The sequence below is a fragment of the Paenibacillus sp. LRG-1 genome, from assembly GCF_057220305.1.
In genome coordinates, this window is sequence record NZ_CM170126.1 from 4628758 (window position 1) to 4649420 (window position 20663).

The window sequence follows — 20663 nt, forward strand, 5'->3', positions numbered from 1 at the left end:
TTGCAGTTTAATATTCAGAGACCCATCGCTTAATCTATTACTTGTAGGCCATCGTCGCCTTCACAGCCTTTTTCCAGCCTTCATACAAGCTTTCACGTGTTGATTCATCCATATCCGGGGCAAAAGAGGTTTCCACCCTCACCCGCTTGCGAAGTTCATCCGTGCTCTTCCAATATCCAATAGCCAAACCTGCCAGACATGCAGCCCCCAGTGCCGTCGTCTCATGGATAACTGGCCGCTCCACTGTTGCATCCAGAATATCGCTCTGGAATTGCATCAGAAAATTGTTCAATACAGCTCCTCCATCCACCCGCAGCGTCTTCACTGCAATACCTGAATCAATCTCCATGGCTGTAAGCACATCCTTGGTCTGATAAGCGAGTGACTCCAATGTGGCGCGGATAAAATGCTCCTTCGTGGTCCCGCGTGTCAGGCCGAACATCGCTCCGCGCACCTCGCTATCCCAGTAGGGGCTGCCCAGTCCGACAAAAGCGGGTACAAGATACACTCCTTCTGTAGACGAAACACGGGCGGCATAAGGCTCACTGTCCTTCGCTTCACGGAACATGCGCAGCCCGTCTCGCAGCCACTGGATCGCCGACCCCGCTACAAACACACTCCCCTCGAGTGCGTATTGCACTTTGCCTTCCTCCAGTCCCCAAGCGATGGTCGTAATCAGGCCGTGCTTGGATTCAACAGGCTGATCCCCCGTATTCATCAGCATGAAGCAGCCTGTGCCGTAAGTATTTTTGATCATCCCTTTTTCGTAACATGCCTGACCAAACAAAGCTGCCTGCTGGTCACCTGCTGCACCGGCGATTGGTACATTCTGACCAAAGAAATGATAATCCACGGTGTGCGCATATACCTCGGAAGAAGGTCTCACCTCAGGTAGCATGATTTTCGGAACACCCAGAATGTCCAGCAGCTCTTCGTCCCACTTTAGTTCATAAATGTTGTACATCAGCGTCCTAGCTGCATTGGAGTAGTCTGTTACATGTGCCGTTCCGCCGGATAATTTCCAGATCAGCCACGAGTCAATCGTACCGAATAACAGGTCACCTCGTTCTGCCTTTTCCCGAGCGCCCTCCACATGGTCCAGTATCCACTTTACTTTAGTGCCTGAAAAATACGGGTCGATCAACAGCCCTGTTTTGCTGTGAAACAGCTCCTCGTGCCCTTGCCGCTTCAATTCTTCACAGATGTCCGAGGTTTGGCGTGATTGCCATACGAGTACGTTATACACAGGCACTCCTGTATTTTTGTCCCACACAGCCACCGATTCTCGCTGATTGGTAATGCCGATGGCAGCCACTTGATTTGCTTTTACACCGGATTCGGAAAGACAGGAGGCAATGACTCCGAGAATAGAGCTCCAGATTTCATTCGCATTCTGCTCTACCCAGCCGGGATGAGGAAAATATTGCGGAAATTCTCGCTGAGCCGAGTACACTACATCTCCTTCGCTATTGAACAAAATCGCTCTTGAGCTTGTCGTTCCCTGATCTAGTGACAGAATATATTTTCCCATTGTTCATCTCTCCCCGTGTAAATCCATCGTTTTTACGCTGTAAGTTTGTGATCCGTTTTATGATTTTTATAAGTACGACTCATACGGAAGGTAATCAAAAGTACAATCACGATGATCCCTAGTAAAATCCAGAAAGCCGGAGTCACACTCCCCTTAAAAACAGCCTGATAAAATAGCCCTGCGAAAGATCCACCCAACAGCGGCCCTACAATGGGCACCCAGGCATATTTCCAATTGGATGCTCCCTTACCGGGAATCGGTAGTAAATAATGCATCAGACGCGGCCCAAAATCTCTCGCTGGATTGATGGCATAGCCCGTTGTGCCTCCAAAGGATAAACCGATACTGACAACCAAAAAACCCACAATCAGCGGTTTCAAGCCCCCTGTAAATGAATTGGCACCAAATGACTGCAGAGCAAGAACAAAGATGAAAGTACCTATCATTTCACTAAGCACGTTGGCAAACGGATGATCAATAGCCGGTCCTGTCGCAAATACACTGAGTTTGGTTGCTGTGTCCTCCGTCTCTTTCCAGTGAGGCCAATAATGCAAAACGACGATTATCGCACCCGCCATGGCCCCGAGAAGCTGAGCCACAATATAGCCGGGAACGTCCTGCCATGGAAAAATGCCCTGAAATGCCAACGCCAGTGTCACTGCCGGATTCAAATGCGCTCCGCTGATTTCACCCACTGCATACACCCCAATAGCAACCGCGAGCCCCCATCCCATTCCAATCACAATCCAGCCGGAAGCGTGAGCAAATGACTTTTTCAGAGACACCCCTGCGCACACTCCGCCACCTAGGGCAATAAGAATCATTGTCCCTATGAATTCGGCTGCGTATGGAGACATACAACCTACCTCCTCAATAGATCATCCGATTTCGATCGCTTTCATCGCGCAAAAAAAGAAAAGCCATCACAAACCAACCCTGTGCTGTACCATGGGTGTCTGCGTGGCTCTCTTGTCTCCGTCACGATTATTAACTTAAATTTGATACTATATAAGCATGTAAGCGATGTCAACTACGGATTTACGTCTTTTCATAGCTTAAAATAATCGTTGACCATGTTAGTTTCTCCGATTTATGATGTAAAAAAATGGTTTAATGTAAGGGTTTCAGGATGAATACGACACTCCCAAACTCGATGAAGAAGGGAAGAATGTTATGCTGAAATTTCTGCAAAAAATCGGCAAGTCGTTAATGCTTCCAGTAGCCACTCTACCCGCCGCAGGGATTTTACAAGGATTAGCACTGATTAATTATGAAACGGATATACCACTTGGTCCCGGAGTTGGCGGATTTCTGAATCATTATGTCACTCCTTTTCTGAACGAGGGGGCGGGGGCCATCTTCGGTAACCTTGCGCTCATTTTCTCCATCGGTGTTGCCATTGGTCTGGCAGGCGACGCAGTAGCCGCATTATCGGCAGTCATTGCCTATATGGTGCTGACCCGTATTTTGGCGGCAGTGCCGGGTATATTTGCATATATTCCAGACGACGTCAAGCTGGACATGGGCGTATTGGGTGGTATTTTTATCGGTGGATGGTCTGCTTTTCTGTTTAAAAAATATCACAATATTCAGCTCCCAGATTGGCTTGGCTTCTTCTCGGGCAAACGTTTTGTCCCCATGATCACCGCCTTTACGACCATGATTCTGGCCATTCTGCTCGGTATGATCTGGAGTCCGATACAAGATGGGATTGCAGTCTTCGGCAACTGGATTGTCGGCTTTGGCGGAATCGGATCAATGATATTCATGATTGCCAATCGGCTGCTGATCCCGCTCGGTTTGCATCATGTGTTGAACTCGATCGCATGGTTTCAAATTGGTGACTACACCAATGCTGCCGGTGAGGTCGTTCATGGTGACCTGACGCGTTTTTTCGCAGGCGATACATCGGCGGGTATATTCATGTCCGGCTTCTTCCCCATTATGATGTTCGCTCTCCCAGCAGCAGCCCTCGCATTCATCCATACGGCCAAACCGGAAAAACGTAAAGCCGTCGCTTCCATTTTCATCGGTTCTGCACTGGCATCGTTCCTGACCGGAATTACCGAGCCCCTCGAATTTTCGTTTATGTTCATTGCACCATTGCTTTACGGCGTTCATGCTCTGCTGACAGGCCTGAGCGGCCTGGTCGTATACCTATTGGATGTCAAACTCGGCTTTTCTTTTTCAGCAGGACTCATTGACTATCTGGTCAATATGAAACTCTCCACCCACCCATTGCGAATGATCCCGGTTGGGCTTGTCTTTGCCCTCATCTATTACTTTCTGTTCCGATTTATCATTCTCAAATTCAACCTAAAAACTCCTGGGCGTGAAGATGATGTAGAAGACAGTCTCCTGTCTGAGGTTAACGAAACTATACCCGATGGAAAGGCAAGCACCACATCCGATACTCAGTCCAGTCAGGCAGGCAGAATACTAACCTATCTCGGCGGTTCAGACAATATCCAAAGCATTGATGCCTGCATCACACGGCTGCGTCTTGTCGTCAAAGACGACAAAGCGGTTAATGATCAAGCTCTCAAGCAGCTCGGAGCGTCGGGAATCATCAGGCTTGGTAACGGTACCCTGCAGGTTATTTTCGGGACTCGGTCCGAAATTCTGAAAGATGAAATACAGCGATTGATGTAAGTAAGTTCAGGTTCACAAAAAGGGTATCTCTTCAATCATCGAGATACCCTTTGGGGTTGCCGTCAATACGCCAATAACTTAGATACGCCTAAATTATGATGTCATATATGCGTTGTTATCTGTATTATTTCTTTTAGGCATTTATCTTAGATCGGTGCTTTGCGCTCTTTTTTGTTTCAACAATAACCATTCACGACATACCTTTACCTTTATCTGCGCAAAGGCATAGACGATGCCGAAGGAGCATGCTACAGTCGTCAGATAAACCAAAAGCAGTGCCACAAATAAAGGAAGCTGACTTACCAAATCACCGACCAAGCGCAGCACGATGACCAAAATAAATACGTTCGCTGTAAAGGCCCGGTACGCATAAGTAGATAACCATTTGTAATAGGGAAGTGAACGGGAATTTACGCTGATCAAATGTCTTGCCAGCATGTAAATCAGGAAAATCACTACCAAGCTGTACAAGGTCATGGACGGCTTCAGATAAATCAGATTTCCGAAGGACATATCCTCAAATCCAAAACCGAAAAATTCGTGATTTGTCCAAATGAGAATAAGAAGCATTACCGGAATGAGTATGAACTGAATCCGGCGAAGCACTCCGTCGAACTGTTTCTTATATACCCAAGCGATTCCACCTAGTAAAGCATAAATAAAATAACTAACGAAAAAGCGGTCAAGGTAACGCAGACTAATCGCATATGCTCCTTGGAATACGAAGGTATCGTACATCCATAGCCACGCTCCGAAGATCACGAAGCTCACAATAAGCAGCGGAATGACCCGCTTAGGCTTAGCCAAGTATTTGTAGCAGATGAAAATAAGGACTGGCATCAGCAATTGAAATTGCAACATCATCACCGTGTACCAAAACTGTGATGATGCATTACCGAGCACAAATGACTCGATGAGCGTCCGGAATGATGCAACGTGCTGATTAACCTGAATTTCCGGGAAGAAAATTAAGCCAGCCGCTGCCCACAGTAAATAAGGGATCACGAGCTCCCCGAATTTTTCCTTGTAAAAATGGGATACCTTCGTATGCTGATTATTTTTCACCATCCCATATACAATGGCAAAAATAAAGACTGGCGCAGTATACTTTACTATATTGAAAATGACGCCTAATAAGGCTAGGTTATCGTTAGTGTGTGCATACTTCAGAAACATCCCCAGAACGCTTTGCAAGATCGCTCCGCTGACGGCAAACACCTTTAAGATGTCGCTCTCATTAATATTAATATTCCGCTCTTCAGTGTTTTCCATAATACGCACTTCCCCTTTGACAGCTTTCCTGAAGCCAAATGGTCGTGCATTCCTCCCTTTTTCCGTTGATTATAGCTCCTTATTGCCAAGGATTACGAACGAGCTTGGGACCCGAAGAAGTTCGCAGCACCACAGTGCTGGCCCGTCTCTCAAGAATTTCGCGCAGGACGTAGGCACCGTCTCTTGTCTCCAATTGAATGTCAATTCGAACACCCAGATGCTCCAACTTGTGCACAAGTCTTTCAGCTACTGCATAATCAATAACCTCTGAACCATCTATAACAAGGTCAAGATCACTCGTTTCCTTCACAGTCGGGTATTGCGTTACTATTTCGAATCCTGCGCTCCCCGCTGGCCCCCAGCGCCAATCCGCCATCATTTCTGCTAACAAGTCCATCAACTGAAGGACAGGCTGCTGCCGTCTCTCTGTAGGCAAGGAGTTCCACATCTGACGTTTCACTATCGCATAGGGAGACACGAGCTGGAACACCCCCTTCGGGTCCAGGAATGCAGCTTCCCGTTGATTTCGCTCCTGTCCACGTACTCCGACGGGAATACAACCATCCGCCGACGGATCGGCTCGGCGAACGACCACAAAGGGGGTCCGCCTCAGCGAGGCGGTTACCCACTCCTTGTCTTCATATAAGGAGAGATATTTCAAATTGGACACTTTAATCAGATCATGTGGATGGATTACCATTGCTCCAAAAGCGCATCTCGAACGCCACGGGTTGCAGTCCGCCCACCCGCCATAGCTTCCTTAGTCTGCAATCGGAAGCTAAGGTCGCGGGGCGCTCCTTTTGTACTCTCGATTGCCTCGGAAACGGTCTTTTCCACGATGGCTACATCACTACTCTGTGGATCGTCTGCATGGATACCGCTCAGCATCTGATATAATGCCCCCAGAGTACTGTAGCTACGAACATCGTAGGCCATAGCTGGAACTTTCTTGGTAGCTTCTTCAAGCTCGGCAATCGTCCGCTTGGTAATCCGAGCAGCAGAAGCCTTGGACATGGCCTGAATATTGACCTTGCTGTCATCCAGTGCGATCAAACGATTCGATTGCAGCCCATGCGCGAGGAAGCCCCCGGAAATCGCGTTACCGACAATCACACCGATGACGGGATGGCCTTCTAATCTAGCGGTTGCGTAAGCATCTGCACTTGCAGCCAGGGCAAGACTGATACCGACCATTTCTTCCTTATAGCCATAGGCTTGACTGGGTACATCAATGATGGCAATGATCGGACGTTTGGTTTCTTTTTTCTCATCTTGACGGATTGCGTCCCTGATGATTTGAGCCACCGTCCAGCCTTCAAGCATACCAACCTCACCGTTTCTGACACGCGGGAATCGGTTGGAGGCATTCGGAACAATGGCGATATATCTGCACAGTTGTCCGTGCTTATCCACGTCTGCCGCAAGCACTGAAGGAACATCGCTGATTGGGTGAGCAATGCCCGTCAAGCGGGAGAACCAGCGATAACCTCTACTATCCGACATGTCGGCCGCACCCTCTTTTGCCAGCGGGACAGGCTGCTGCACAGGCTGTATCTGCGTGTAAAATTCGCGATAGCGCTCAGGTGTCCAAGCTTCTGTAGGATCAAGAGTGTTTAACAGGGTCAGATAGAAATCGATTTGCTCTGTTTTAGCAGGCTTCGCCGGTGCCTTGAGCGCAGTATCAATCGCTTCGACAACTGCATCCGTCGTATCTTCCACCATTTCGTCAATCAATCCGGTTTGGAAGCGCTGGTTAGCTCCGATTGTGTTCCAAATCAAGGCTTTGTCGCTTGCATCGAACTCCATGACCCCTGCTTCCTGCTCAATGACCTCCGGCCCGTTCAGACCGAGGCGCGCTTTCTTCGTAGCAATCAGAGTGGTAAACAATTCTGCAGTAATGGACATTCCCCCAAATGCCCCTACGCGGCCCGGGATCAGTCCGATAACAGGAACGTATTTACGCAGGGCAACGATCTGGGTAGCAATCTCCGAAATCGACAACAATCCATAGTTCGCTTCCTGTAGCCGAACACCCCCTGTATCGAAGATCATGACGGGATATAGTTTGTTCCCTCTCTTATTCTCTTCCAGTGCCAGTTCGAGCGCTCCGGAAATTTTGGCCCCGCTGACTTCTCCAATCCCCCCTCCTTGAAAAGCGCCTTCCATCGAAATGATCAAGACCTTCTGTTTGTGTATTTCGCCAAGAGCCAGAATAATCCCGTCGTCGCTCTGAGGAACAATGCCTTGCGGCTCTAGGTGGGGGGATTGGATTTTGTCTAACGGCCCAAGTATCTCACGGAAAGTCCCTTCGTCCAGCAGCGCTTTAGCTCTCTCGCGTCCATTCAGCTCCACAAAACTATTCTGCATAATCCAGCACCTCCAGCACTTGCGTAAATCTAAGCATTACTACACCCGGAGTAGCTCCGAAGTCATGAACTGTAATATTGGCAGTAATCGGATAACGGTTAAAAAAACGGGTCAGAACATTCTCCCATACTTGTTCAAATCCTTCACTGCCTGTTAAAATGCTGACGTTGGTGGTCTGGCCTTTTACAGGCTCTACAATAATCTCCAAATCTCCCGAACCGACAACACCTATATGTGCCGGCTTACAGATGGGCTTCGTAGTCTGGTATTGAAACTGTAATTTTTCCATCCTTCAGAAACACCTCCAATTAAAGTATCAATCGATTAGAAATAATGTGGCAGCTAGCAGATCGGCACTACCTCCGGGTGAGAGTTGTCTAACATTACAATACTCGGACAAGCGGTAGAGCAGCTTTCTGCCCGACTGGGTTCTTAATCCATCTGCTGCAAGGAAGGCTGCGGCCATACTCTGAATCGCCATCAGATCCGTCAACTGACCGCGGTGTAGGATGCAGGTATCATCCACACATGCCACCAAGGCCAATAAAGCTTCTAAGCGTGCTTCGACCTCTGTCTTCCCACAAGCCCTAGCGCGCAGCAAAGCAGGTAAAGCTTCGTCCCGGATGTGCGGAAAGCCTAGCTTCGCTTCTTCCTCTGCCCCCACTACCGCGTATTTCTTCTTAACCGTTCGTCCATTCGTCTGCTGCATCGGACGGTACCGGTCATGGAACGATGCAATTCTTCCTGCAATGCTCATAATCTGATGTGGGTCCCGCTCCCTTGGAAAGGCTGCCCGTGCACTTGTTAAAAGCCCAAGGGCCCAAATGGCACCCTTATGTGTATTGACACCGTTCGTTGCACTGAGCATCACCTTCTCGCCCTCCCGCCCGATTAGAGCGATCTGCTCACGCAAAGTCTGGTCCACCGGGTGAAGGTATGACACAATGGCTATTTCCCGAAACGTATCCTCCAATGCTCTTGCGGATGCAAGCATAAGATCGATGGACATATCAGTATGAGAGCCATTGTCTCTGGCATCGACAAGTCCAGGCTTGGGCGTAAGAAGAGCCTCTTCCATCAGTGCCTTTACAGCTTTGGCAGCCAGAGAAGCCGCGAAAGCTGAATGATTCATCGTGAGCATGGCTTTAAGACCAGCTCCGGAATTTAGCCGGTGGATCATACAATCCGTCTGACCAATCTACGAGATCGTTAATCGTCTGTGCTGCCAGCATCGAGCGCTTGGCTTGTCTGCGCATGATCCCAAGATCCTCCGGATAGGCCACGATCCCTCTGTCACGCAACAGGCTTGCATCGCTTTCATTACTTTCCATTCCTAAAGGTGTTACGCCTCCGATTGCCGCGAGAGCCTTCTTTCTCTCCTCTATGCTGTCCGTCTTGTAGAGGTATGCAATGCCTTCCTCGGTAAGGACGTGGGTGACATCATCCCCGTAAATCATGATTGGCGTAATGGCGAGACCAGATTCATCCTTCACCTTGATGGCATCTAGCGAATCTACAAATACTGGCTTTTTGTTGGCACCGTATGTTTCAACCATCTGCACGACCAATTTCCGGCCTTTGGAGAGTTCCGTCGGGCGCTCGATCATGTCAAGCCAGGCAGGAGTCGCATGTCGCCGCCCCCGAGGATCATGCCCCATATTCGGCGCTCCTCCAAAACCGGACAATCTGCCGGAAGTAACGGTAGACGAATTACCTGCACAGTCCATTTGTAGCGTTGATCCGATAAACATATCTACAGCGAACTGGCCTGCAACCTGACACATCGCGCGGTTGGAGCGCATAGATCCGTCCTTGCCGACGAAGAACACATCTGAACGAGCCGCAATGTATTTCTCCATACCGACCTCGCCTCCAAAGCTGTGAATGCTTTCGACCCAACCCGATTCAATCGCCGGAATCAAAGTTGGATGCGGATTCAGGGCCCAGTGCTTGGCAATCTTCCCTTTCAGGCCAAGCTGTTCACCATAGGTCGGCAGCAAAAGCTCAATCGCTGCAGTATTAAAGCCAATGCCGTGATTAAGCGACTGCACCTGATGTTTTCCATAAATACCCTTGATCGCCATCATGCCCATCAGGATTTGCAGTTCAGTAATATTCTGCGGATCACGGGTAAACAGTGCTTCCAGTGCGTACGGTTTTTCGGCCTGTACAATGACGTCGACCCAGGACGCTGGAATATCGGTTCGCGGTAGCTCATCCACGATTTCGTTAACCTGCACGATTACGATCCCATCCTTGAAAGCCGCTGCTTCCACGATCGTCGGAGTTTCTTCCGTATTGTTTCCGGTATACAGATTGCCCTCGCGATCTGATTTGTCTGCCGCTACCAGCACCACATCTGGAATAAGGTCAATGAAGAGACGTCCGAACAATTCCAAATACGTATGGATGTCACCGAGCTTAAGTATCCCGTCATCAATCATTTGCGCAACACGCAGGCTTTGGGAGCCACTGTAGGAGAAGTCCAGCTTCCCGGCGATGCCCTTCTCGAAAATATCCAAATGTTCGGGTCTTGAAATGCTGGACATAATCATATGCAAATCATGCACTTTGCCAGGATCGACTTCCAGCAGCTTCTGGGAAAGGAAAGACGCTTGCTTCTGGTTATCTCCTTCCAGGACGACCTTCGCGCCTGGATCAATTAGCGCCTCCATCAGGTCGACAATTCGGGAGGAGTCGATGTATTTTCCGTCGAGCCACTTTTCCACCTTTCCTAACTTTTCCTGCTTTTTATCACGTTTTTGTGACCAGGATCGCAGTACTTTATTCATTCTTCTTGCTCCTTCCATTTTCTAATCAGATACTGAGTCGCTTCCAGACCGATCTCGTCCACGGCCATTTGCCGGGTATCCTTGTGGGCTTGCTTGACAAGTCTGGAAAGAGTATGACCCGGCGGCATCTCGATGAAACAGTCAGCTCCCGATTCGACGCAGACAGCCGCCATATCCATCCACCGAACGGGATATGCTACGTTTAGTGCAAGGTCCTCCGCGATTTTTTCCTTGGCTTTCGTCTTTCTGCCCGTATGATTCACCAAATATGGTATTTGAGCGTCCCGCAAAGAAAAAGTGTGTATTTTCAGCAATAGCTTATTGGCTACCTCTGACATCAGCAGGGAGTGTGAAGGAATCGGAACCTTCAGAAACGCCGTTTTAGCGGTCCCAAGCTCTTTCACATGCATAAATGCTTTATTTAACCCTACCAATGATCCGGATACGACGATTTGCTGCTCTGCGTTTATATTCGAGAGGTAGACTGGCGTCGCCTCACTATGGGAGAGAAGCACGGCTTGTTGAACCTCGGCCTGCGTAAGCCCAATAATCACACCCATTCCATAGCCTTCAGGAAAGGTTTCTTCCATCAACCGGGCACGGAGCCATACGATCCGAAGCGCATCCTCGAACGAGAGAACTCCCGCGATGACCGCCGCAGGAAATGCACCAATGGAATGCCCTGCCACGAATTGGGGCCGGATACCCTGCTCGATCAACCGGTAGGCTATTGCCGTCTCCTTAACGAAGAGTGCCATCTGAATCCAGACCGTTGAGCCCATAGCCTCCTCATCATCACGCAGTTCAGTTCCGATGATACTTGTTGCCTTTTTCACATACTCGGGTACATCTTGGAGCATTCCAGGAACCTGTGACCCCTGGCCGGGAAATGTAAAAACGATGTTCAGAATCTCACCACCTTTAGCGGATTCATTTTCTTTACATTGTTAATTGTAAGAAGTGAGTAAATACCTGTAAAATATATATATTCACATATGATCGATAACCTAGTGGTTATAAAGGAGATTTTTCACTATGGATTATTTGCAGCTTAAGTATTTTCAAGTGACCTCGAAGTATGAGCATGTCACACGTGCCGCGAACGAGTTGTTTATCTCACAGCCTGCCTTAAGTAAAATGATTAGAAACCTGGAGACGGAATTGGGTGTGCAGCTATTTGACCGCGAAGGAAAACATATCGTGCTGAATGAATATGGCAAGAAGTTCCTGAAAAGAGTGAACCAGTCGCTATCAGCGCTAGAGCAAGGCGTATCCGAAGTCAAAGAAATGAAGAACGAAAAGGTAGAGGTCATCACGTTATACGTCGCTGTCGGCTCTATGCTATTGCCCAACCTTGTCGGCAAGTTTCGCGATCTCTATCCTCAAATTAGATTCAACCTGACCCAGCACCCTGCGAAGATGAAGAAAGGACCGGCGTACGATTTTGCGATTACGTCCGAAGAGTTGGCGGACAACGAGCATGCGATCCTGCTGGAGGAGGAAATTTTGCTTGGCGTACCAAAATCTCACCCTCTGAGCGTTCAGGACACCGTATTCCTGAAAGATCTAGAGCATGAGAAGTTTATCAGCCTTACACCTGGTAATTCGCTTAGGAAAACAACGGACCTCTTTTTTACTCACATCCCTTTTGAACCCAACATCGTCTTTGAAAGTGATGATCCGGCTACGGTAAGAGGGTTGATTCAAACAGGACTTGGCATCTCCTTTATTCCTTCTATCCTGTGGAGGAACGTCGTAACCGAAGACATTAAGCTGCTTCAAATCAGGGAGCCTCGATGTACGCGAACAATCTATCTGTCCTTTCCTACTGGGGAACTGCACACCGATATAGAGAAATCGTTCTTCGAATTCATCATTAGATTTTTCCAAGATATTGCTCAGCATTGACGATTTAGATACCTTTTGACATAATATCTGCCTTATTGTTTTATCATTCTTCGGATTAGTAAGATCAATATCTTTAGAGTATTTAATTTCTATACATGCTTTGTTTCAATTTTTTTGTTTTTGGTTAAGTCAATGCACATAAATGGGTAACAGCTTCATATGATGGAGCTAAACCATTTACAACTTGTTTAGCAGGCAGATTATCTCAGACAGCAAGGAGGGAAATGATGTGAAAACAGTACAATGGCTGGTATTATGTCTTGCTTTTCTCACGATGTTCAGTGCTTGTAGTGGACCCTCGTTCTCTGAAAGTCAATCATCTGAAACTAATTTGTCAAACGGAAAAAAGATAACGCTTACATTGTGGTACTGGAACCGTTCCATTGACGATGAACTACTCGCCCAGGCGGAAAAACAATTTCCCAACATTGAATTAAAAACTCAAAAAATAGGCGGTGACTTCAAAGCCAAACTGAAGACAACGCTCGCAGCTCGTTCCGGTGAACCAGACATCGTAGCTCTGAACGATTGGATGGTGGAGCTGTTCCCCAGTGCGGATCGTTTTTATGACTTAAGGGAACTCGGAGCAGACCGCTTAAAGGATCAATATTTGGAATGGAAATGGAATCAGGGGATCACTCCTGATGGTAAAATGATCGCATTTCCCATGGATACAGGACCTACCGCCCTCTTCTACCGAAGTGATCTGTTTGAACAAGCAGGCTTGCCTAGTGATCCTGAAAAGGTTAGTGCCTCCATTCGCACATGGGATGATTACATGGCGGCCGGAGAACAACTTCGCCAGAAATTCGGAAGCCGTTCATTTTTGGCTGACAATATTGTAAACGTTTACAATCAGGTACTCGCTCAGCATACAAACCTTTACTTCAAGCCAGATGGCAGCTATATCGGCAATCAATCTCCTGACATCCGTCTGGGCTGGAAAACCGCTGTCGATTTCCACAAGAAGCATCTGCTCGCCAATGCGGATGGCTGGACTCCCGAATGGAACGCTTCAGTCAATAACGGCAAAATCGCCTCTTTTGTAGGGGCTATCTGGATGAAGCAAGTTCTCACAGAGGCCGCGCCGGATACAGCGGGTAAATGGAGAGTCGCCCGTGCTCCTGGAGGAGACGGCAACCTGGGTGGTTCTTTCATTTCTATCCTCAAATCCAGCAAACATCCCAAAGAAGCCTTTGAAGTGCTGACCTGGCTGCAAAACCCGGAACACCAGCTGGAAGCCTACCACAAAATCGGACTGTTCCCGTCCACTCCCGGCGTCTATAACGATCCTATCATGGGGACACCCGAGCCTTTCTTTGGTGGTCAGGCCACCGGACTCATCTTTGCCACCTCCGCACGTAATGTGAAAAGCAGCTATTTCGGCGAGCGCTATCCTGTCATCCACGGCATTGTGACCCGTCGTCTTGCTAATGTCGCCAAGCAGGATGCCAATTCCGATGCATTATGGACGGAAACAATGGATCGAATCGAACGGGAATTACAGCGGTAAAAACAAAATTCAAAAAAGGCGTGTGGACATTATGCTGAGAGAAATCTGGAAGCACCGTGCCGTTTATGCTGCGATCTCGCCGTTTTATCTACTGTTTGGCATCTTTGGACTGTTTCCGATTGGTTTTTCATTATATCTAGCGTTTCACAAATGGGACGGGATCGGAGACATGACCTACAACGGCTGGGGCAACTTTCGCTACCTTGTAACAGATCATGAATTTTGGCAGGCTGTAGGCAACACCTTTGTGATCTGGGTGTATGCAACGATTCCGATGCTATTCTTCGCACTGATTATTGCCTTTCTGCTTTATGCCCCTTTTGTGAAAATGCGTACCTTATGGCGAGTCGGATTCTTCCTGCCAAATGTGACGTCTATTGTAGCTGTTGCCATCATATTCGGTGCCTTATTTGCCAACAATTTTGGATTTCTTAACTACCTTCTGCAACTCATGGGGCTACCCATGGTTCAATGGCTGAATGTGCCCTGGGGTATCCAAATCGCCATTTCTTCTATGGTCGTATGGAGATGGATGGGCTATAACTCAATCATCTATCTGGCTGGACTCCAGAGTATTCCGCATGTGCTGTATGAGGCCGCCAAAATAGACGGGGCAACCGGAGCGCAAGCTTTTTTCCGCATCACTATCCCCATGCTACGCCCAGTCATTCTGTTTACGGTGATTACGTCCACCATCGGCGGTATGCAGCTCTTCACCGAGCCACAGGTCCTGGTCGGTAATGACGGCGGTTCCGGGGCAAGTGGCATGACCATCGTTTTATACCTGTATCGCGAGTCGTTCATTAACAACTATTTTGGATATGGTGCAGCCGTCGGATGGGGCATGTTCCTCATCATTGCTCTATTCTCCATCATAAACTGGAAACTCGTTCAAGGTAAAAAATAACGATGGGAAGGAGCTTCACAACATGATGCAGACACGCGCAAAATCCTTTGTTTTATATGCCGGATTGTTGGTGGGAATCATTCTGTCGATGTTTCCATTTTACTGGCTGATCGTCATGGCAACCCGTACAACCTCAGACATCTATCGTTTTCCACCACAATTGTGGTTTGGCAGCCACTTCTTGGATAACATAACGAGAGTATTACAACAGATTAATTTTGCCGGAGCCTTTTTTAATACCCTTTTTGTAGCCGGTTCTGTTACCCTATTGGTTCTGTTTTTCGATTCACTAGCAGGTTTTGCATTCGCCAAGTTTGATTTTCCGGGCAAAAAAGTGCTATTTATCGTTCTGCTAGCTACGATGATGGTCCCTTCACAACTTTCGCTTGTCCCCTCCTTTGTCATGATGGCCTCCTTTGGATGGGTAGGTACGTTCAAAGCGCTTATCATCCCGGGGATGGTAAATGCCTTCGGCATTTTCTGGATTCGTCAATATGCGGAAGAATCCATTCCAAAGGAACTGCTGGATGCGGGCCGGATGGACGGATGCAGCTTTTTTCGACTGTACTTGAATGTAGCACTGCCTATTCTACGTCCTGCGTTCGCTTTTCTCGGCGCATTTACCTTTATAGGAGCCTGGAATGATTATTTATGGCCGCTAATCGTCTTAACGGATGAACGTAAATTCACGCTCCAGATTGCACTGTCACAATTGAACGGGATTTACAATACGGATTATGCGATGGTCATTGCGGGCACCCTGCTGGCTGTACTGCCACTTATTATTTTATTTCTTTTCATTAGCCGCCAGTTTATTTCCGATCTTGCCGCCGGAGCGGTCAAAGATTAGATTTACTTGAATTCCCTTATTCATTTCATGTATAATAGCTAATCGTCATTTCAAATAGCTTACATGATGAAGTTAGGTATCCAACAGGCAATCAGGTTAAGCGATTTACGATTTGAACATGAACTATGAACTATGAACTGAGGGAAACTTACCAGATGAACAAATTCACATATTATAACCCCACCAAATTAATTTTTGGAGACAATCAAATTGAAGAACTCCAGCAGGAACTGCTGAATTACGGCAAAAACATTTTGCTGGTATATGGAGGCGGAAGTGTCAAACGAAATGGTCTATATGACCAGGTATTAAACGCGTTAGAACCGCTACATCTGAACATTCATGAATTGTCCGGCGTAGAACCGAATCCGCGCTTGTCCACCGTTAAGAAGGGTATCGACATTTGCCGAAATGAAAAAATCGACTTCTTACTTGCTGTAGGCGGTGGAAGCGTTATTGATTGCACCAAAGCCATCGCAGCAGGGGCTGAATATGACGGCGATGTGTGGGATATTATCAACAAAAAGCACATGCCGACCCAGGCTCTGCCATTCGGCACCATCCTCACACTCGCCGCCACCGGTTCAGAAATGAATCCGGATTCTGTTATCACCAACTGGGAAACGAACGAAAAATACGTATGGGGCAGCGCGGTAACGCATCCGAAATTCTCGATTCTGGACCCAAAAAACACCTTCTCTGTGCCACGTGATCAGACGGTATATGGCATGGTGGATATGATGAGCCATGTGTTTGAACAATATTTTCACAATGTTAAAAATACACCGTTGCAAGATCGTATGTGCTTTTCCGTGTTGCAAACCGTGATCGAAACTGCACCTAAGCTGCTGGAGGATTTGCACAACTACGAGCATCGTGAAACGATTTTATATGCCGGAACGATTGCCCTTAACGGAACACTACAAATGGGCTACTTCGGGGACTGGGCTTCGCATACGATTGAACATGCATTATCCGCTGTATATGATATTCCTCATGCTGGCGGTCTGGCGATCCTGTTCCCCAACTGGATGAGACATACGGTGGATCAGGATGCTGCACGCATGAAGCGGCTGATGCTCAGCATGTTTGATTTAGATACCACTGGTAAAACGGATAAGGAAATTGCTTTGGAGGGGATTGATCGCCTGAGTGCATTCTGGACAAGTCTCGGTGCCCCTTCCACCCTGGCCGATTACAATATTAATGATGAGCAATTGGAAAAAGTCGCAAACATTGCAGCCCGTGAAATGGAATACGGAGGCTTCGGTAATTATAAAAAGCTGAACCAAGAAGATATTTCAGCTATTTTGCACGCATCGTTATAACATTCAAAAGGGAGTGTCCTCAAGCCTGTGATGACTGAGGGCACTCCCTTTTGGAATTTATGAATTAACCGTTTGTCCTTTTTCTTCTACTTGGATAGCTGCCCCTACACTGGCACCTGCAAGAATGCCCTTTTTCTTACTAGAATTCAGAGAATCCATATAGGTTCGGGTTTCTGCGACTACAATTCCTGATAAGCCGAGCAGGGCAATCAGGTTCGGGAAAGCCATCATTGCGTTAAAGATATCTGCCAGCAGCCAAATCGCATCCAGTTTAATGAACGCGCCCCCGGCAACCAGTAGGATGAACAGATAGCGGTATGGCTTAATCCACTTGACCCCAAGCAAATATTCAACACAGCGTTCCCCGTAATAGTTCCAGCCGAGCATGGTGGTGAACGCAAACATAATCAGAATGATTGTGAGCAGTTCTGCCCCCAGCGGGAATGCGCTGGAAAATGCTTGCTGAGTCATCAGGCCCGCATCGGTAGGCCCGCTCCACACACCACTAACCAGTAGCGTCAACCCGGTCATCACACAAATAACCATCGTATCAATAAACACGCCTGTCATGGAAATTAGCCCTTGCTCCGCAGGCCATTTGGTTTTGGCAGCTGCGGCTGCAATCGGTGCGCTTCCCAATCCGGCCTCATTGGCAAAAATACCTCTGGCTACCCCACTTCGCATCGCCAGCATAATCGTAGCTCCGGCAAATCCGCCCGTTGCAGATGTAGTTGAAAATGCCGAATGGAGCACCAGCGCAATTGCGGCAGGTAGTTGGTCAGCAAACCGAATCAGTACGATGAGACAGATCAGTACGTACAAGCCTGTTTTAAAAGGAACGACCTTCGTCGATACCTTGGCAATGCTTTTGAGTCCTCCAATAGTAACAAGTCCTGTAAGGATAGCAATAATCAGTGCCGTTACAATGGGCGGAACGCCAAAACTGTTTTCGGTCGAAGATACAATCGCTTTGACCTGCGGAAACGTTCCAATCCCGAACAACGCTACCAGCATGCCCGAAAAAGCAAACAGCATCGCCAGCGGTTTAAAACGGCGTCCCAGACCTTTCTCAATATAATACATCGGGCCGCCGGAAAATTGCCCATTCCGATCCTTCACCCGGTATTTTACCGCAAGTACACCTTCCGCATATTTCGTCGCCATCCCAAAAAAGGCTGCAACGACCATCCAGAACAAGGCACCCGGCCCGCCCAGCTTAATGGCTGTCGCTACGCCGACAATACTTCCTGTGCCAACTGTAGCCGCCAACGCTGTACTCAAAGCCGCAAAACTACTTACATCCCCGCTGCCTTCATTCGGGGCCTTACCGATCAGCTTGATCGCCAGGGGCAGGCGGAATACCTGCAGCATCTTCAAACGTATGGTCAGCCACAACCCCGTTCCCATGACAAGAATGATGAGAGGCGCCCCCCATATCCAACTGCTAATCGCTTCTAACACATGTACCAAATTCATTTCAACCCGCTCCTCCAGCATATTAGAAAACAAAAAAGAGTCAAATCCGCTGATTCGACTCCTGGAGAGGTTAAAGGCACGAAAAAATACAACCATCTTGCGCAGGTTTCTGCCTCTAATAGCTTATAAAAAAGCCTAGGGCATTCCCTGTCACAGGTTATTCGCGTCTCTGTCCTTTTGCCTGAGAGTTTAAGCAGATGTTCTCTGCGGTGCACCTTCGGCGCCCAATTAAGGGTCTCTCCAGAGTTCTGTCCGTTTACGGTCCCCGCTTGTTGCTGTAATCAGCCTAAGCACCTGAGAGTTTTGCCCCTTCGGTCGGAACTTTCGTTCCATCTCCCGCAAACATCAACCAGACATATGAAATTTTTATTTATTATACAGAAAACTTTCAGTTTATTACAAGTGAAAAGTTTGTGAAACCCTCTGAAATATTATTATTGTGTCTATCAAAAAAGCGGGTACAGCAGATTGCATCCTTAGGATGTCCTCTGCTATACCCGCCCGAGAAAATTTGGAATTACAATTCTTCACCATTGGTTGCTATCACATTTTTATACCAGTTAAATGAGTCCTTTTTGGAGCGTTTGAGCGTTCCGTTACCGTCATCATCCAGATCGACGTAAATAAATCCGTAGCGCTTGGACATTTCGGAAGTAGACATGCTCACAAGGTCGATAGGACCCCAGCTGGTGTAACCAAGCAGATCAACACCGTCGGCAATTGCTTCCTTCATTTGAACAATATGCTGACGCAAGTAATCAATACGATATGTGTCATGCACAGATCCGTCTTCTTCTACCTTATCATAAGCACCTAGGCCATTTTCCACGATGAACAGCGGCTTTTGGTAGCGGTCATATAACGTGTTCAGCGTAACACGCAGACCGATCGGATCAATTTGCCATCCCCAGTCAGAGGACTGTAAATATGGATTTTTCACGCCGCCAATCAGGTTTCCTGCTGCTTTCTCGCCTTCTGGACCTGCAGATACGGTCAAGGTCATGTAGTAGCTGAATGAGATATAATCGACCGTGTTATTTTTTAAAATTTCGGCATCGCCTGGTTCTGTGTGTATAACAACATTATTTTCTTCAAAATAACGATCCATGTAGTTGGAATATTCCCCACGGGCATGCACATCCGTAAAGAACAGGTTCATCTGATTTTCATGCTGGGCTTTCAGTATATCCTGTGGGTTACACGTATGTGGGTAGCTTTCCAAACGAGCCAGCATACAGCCGATTTGAGAGCCCGGGATGATCTCATGTCCTCGTTTTGTCGCCAGTGCACTAGCTACAAATTGATGATGCAGTGCTTGGTATATCGCTTGCTGCTTGTTTTCTACGCGGTCAATGACCACCCCGCCACCAGTAAACGGACTCATGGTCATTACATTGATTTCATTAAAAGTCAGCCAGTATTTTACTTTATCCTTATAACGCGTGAACACAGTTTCGGCATAATTTACGTAGTGCTGTATAACTTCACGACCCAGCCAGCCATTATACTTCTGAGTCAAACCCAGCGGTGTCTCATAATGTGACAATGTTACCAGCGGTTCAATACCATATTTGCGCAGCTCATCAAATACATTATCGTAGAATTGCAGTCCCGCTTCATTCGGCTCGGCATCATAGCCATTCGGGAAAATCCGCGACCAGTTGATGGACATACGAAATACCTTAAAGCCCATTTCCGCGAACAATGCAATATCTTCTTTGTAGTGGTGGAAGAAGTCCACACCTTCACGTTTTGGAAAACGGGCATTGACTTTGCCTGCCAAAATGTCTTCGAGTCGCTCGGACGAAATCTCCATAGCATGATCGTTCTTGCGCTCTGCTTTGGGTACATAGGCAACCATGTCCGCACTGGACAATCCTTTTCCATCTACGTCAAAAGCACCTTCCAATTGGTTGGCTGCGGTTGCCCCGCCCCACAAGAAGTTTTTCGGAAATCCTTTTAGCGTCTTCGTCATGGTATAAAAACCTCTTTCCGTATTTAAGATTTTTACTTTGGTCAAGTAATCCCATCAAGTGCTGCAAATGTGAATCAATACCTAACGGTAAC

Annotated in this window: 17 protein-coding genes and 2 riboswitches; of the genes, 6 read left to right on the forward strand and 11 right to left on the reverse strand. The window is 47.6% G+C overall.

Annotation, left to right across the window (positions count from 1 at the left end; genetic code table 11):
- Positions 1-37: 37 nt before the first annotated feature.
- Both glpK and ACUUJN_RS20440 read right to left on the reverse strand, forming a co-directional pair.
- Entirely contained in the window at positions 38-1531 is a 1494-nt protein-coding gene (glpK, locus tag ACUUJN_RS20435; RefSeq protein WP_341062717.1) for a glycerol kinase GlpK, read from the reverse strand.
- Positions 1532-1563: 32 nt separating this feature from the next.
- The gene (locus tag ACUUJN_RS20440; protein ID WP_028541560.1) at positions 1564-2388 is read right to left on the reverse strand and encodes an MIP/aquaporin family protein; all 825 of its coding nucleotides are present in this window, start codon (positions 2386-2388) and stop codon (positions 1564-1566) included.
- Positions 2389-2704: 316 nt separating this feature from the next.
- On the opposite strand from ACUUJN_RS20440, the gene ACUUJN_RS20445 reads away from it, so the two are divergent.
- Complete coding sequence (locus ACUUJN_RS20445; RefSeq protein ID WP_068941698.1) at positions 2705-4183, forward strand: PTS transporter subunit EIIC; 1479 nt, start codon at positions 2705-2707, stop codon at positions 4181-4183.
- A gap of 141 nt (positions 4184-4324) precedes the next feature.
- Here ACUUJN_RS20445 and ACUUJN_RS20450 read toward each other — a convergent pair whose 3' ends face one another.
- The 7 genes from ACUUJN_RS20450 to ACUUJN_RS20480 all read right to left on the reverse strand — a co-directional run bounded on the left by ACUUJN_RS20450 (position 4325) and on the right by ACUUJN_RS20480 (position 11450).
- Positions 4325-5455, reverse strand: coding sequence for an acyltransferase (locus ACUUJN_RS20450; RefSeq protein WP_068941700.1), 1131 nt, complete (start codon positions 5453-5455; stop codon positions 4325-4327).
- A 79-nt stretch (positions 5456-5534) separates the two neighbouring features.
- Positions 5535-6155: a malonate decarboxylase holo-ACP synthase gene (locus tag ACUUJN_RS20455; RefSeq protein ID WP_484668869.1), complete on the reverse strand. Its 621-nt coding sequence runs from the start codon at positions 6153-6155 to the stop codon at positions 5535-5537.
- Complete coding sequence (mdcD, locus tag ACUUJN_RS20460; protein WP_023989988.1) at positions 6149-7822, reverse strand: biotin-independent malonate decarboxylase subunit beta; 1674 nt, start codon at positions 7820-7822, stop codon at positions 6149-6151. Before mdcD ends, ACUUJN_RS20455 begins: the two co-directional genes overlap by 7 nt.
- Positions 7812-8111, reverse strand: coding sequence for a malonate decarboxylase subunit delta (locus ACUUJN_RS20465; RefSeq protein ID WP_023989989.1), 300 nt, complete (start codon positions 8109-8111; stop codon positions 7812-7814). The genes mdcD and ACUUJN_RS20465 overlap by 11 nt, the downstream gene beginning before the upstream one ends.
- Before the next feature lie 27 nt (positions 8112-8138).
- Positions 8139-8963, reverse strand: a complete 825-nt coding sequence (locus ACUUJN_RS20470) for a triphosphoribosyl-dephospho-CoA synthase (RefSeq protein ID WP_023989990.1) — start codon at positions 8961-8963, stop codon at positions 8139-8141.
- Between the two features lie 4 nt (positions 8964-8967).
- Positions 8968-10614 carry a malonate decarboxylase subunit alpha gene (gene mdcA / locus ACUUJN_RS20475; protein WP_023989991.1) on the reverse strand — a complete coding sequence of 549 codons (1647 nt, stop codon included), beginning with the start codon at positions 10612-10614 and terminating at the stop codon, positions 8968-8970.
- Positions 10611-11450 carry an ACP S-malonyltransferase gene (locus ACUUJN_RS20480; RefSeq protein WP_226887830.1) on the reverse strand — a complete coding sequence of 280 codons (840 nt, stop codon included), beginning with the start codon at positions 11448-11450 and terminating at the stop codon, positions 10611-10613. The genes mdcA and ACUUJN_RS20480 overlap by 4 nt, the downstream gene beginning before the upstream one ends.
- Before the next feature lie 199 nt (positions 11451-11649).
- On the opposite strand from ACUUJN_RS20480, the gene ACUUJN_RS20485 reads away from it, so the two are divergent.
- From ACUUJN_RS20485 to ACUUJN_RS20505, 5 genes are all read left to right on the forward strand, one after another.
- Entirely contained in the window at positions 11650-12522 is an 873-nt protein-coding gene (locus ACUUJN_RS20485; protein ID WP_023989993.1) for a LysR family transcriptional regulator, read from the forward strand.
- 229 nt (positions 12523-12751) lie between these two features.
- Positions 12752-14035: an ABC transporter substrate-binding protein gene (locus ACUUJN_RS20490; protein WP_023989994.1), complete on the forward strand. Its 1284-nt coding sequence runs from the start codon at positions 12752-12754 to the stop codon at positions 14033-14035.
- 31 nt (positions 14036-14066) lie between these two features.
- The gene (locus ACUUJN_RS20495; protein ID WP_034095207.1) at positions 14067-14942 is read left to right on the forward strand and encodes a carbohydrate ABC transporter permease; all 876 of its coding nucleotides are present in this window, start codon (positions 14067-14069) and stop codon (positions 14940-14942) included.
- 22 nt (positions 14943-14964) lie between these two features.
- A complete protein-coding gene (locus ACUUJN_RS20500; protein ID WP_023989996.1) occupies positions 14965-15792 on the forward strand; it encodes a carbohydrate ABC transporter permease in 828 nt (275 codons plus the stop codon).
- A gap of 155 nt (positions 15793-15947) precedes the next feature.
- A complete protein-coding gene (locus ACUUJN_RS20505; protein ID WP_053325982.1) occupies positions 15948-17120 on the forward strand; it encodes an iron-containing alcohol dehydrogenase in 1173 nt (390 codons plus the stop codon).
- A 57-nt stretch (positions 17121-17177) separates the two neighbouring features.
- Here the strand turns inward: ACUUJN_RS20505 and ACUUJN_RS20510 are convergent, their stop codons facing one another.
- Complete coding sequence (locus ACUUJN_RS20510) at positions 17178-18596, reverse strand: alanine/glycine:cation symporter family protein (RefSeq protein ID WP_023989998.1); 1419 nt, start codon at positions 18594-18596, stop codon at positions 17178-17180.
- Between the two features lie 159 nt (positions 18597-18755).
- Positions 18756-18850, reverse strand: a riboswitch (glycine riboswitch).
- 18 nt (positions 18851-18868) lie between these two features.
- Positions 18869-18945, reverse strand: a riboswitch (glycine riboswitch).
- A gap of 168 nt (positions 18946-19113) precedes the next feature.
- Entirely contained in the window at positions 19114-20571 is a 1458-nt protein-coding gene (locus tag ACUUJN_RS20515) for a glycoside hydrolase family 1 protein (protein WP_484668870.1), read from the reverse strand.
- Positions 20572-20663 lie beyond the last annotated feature (92 nt).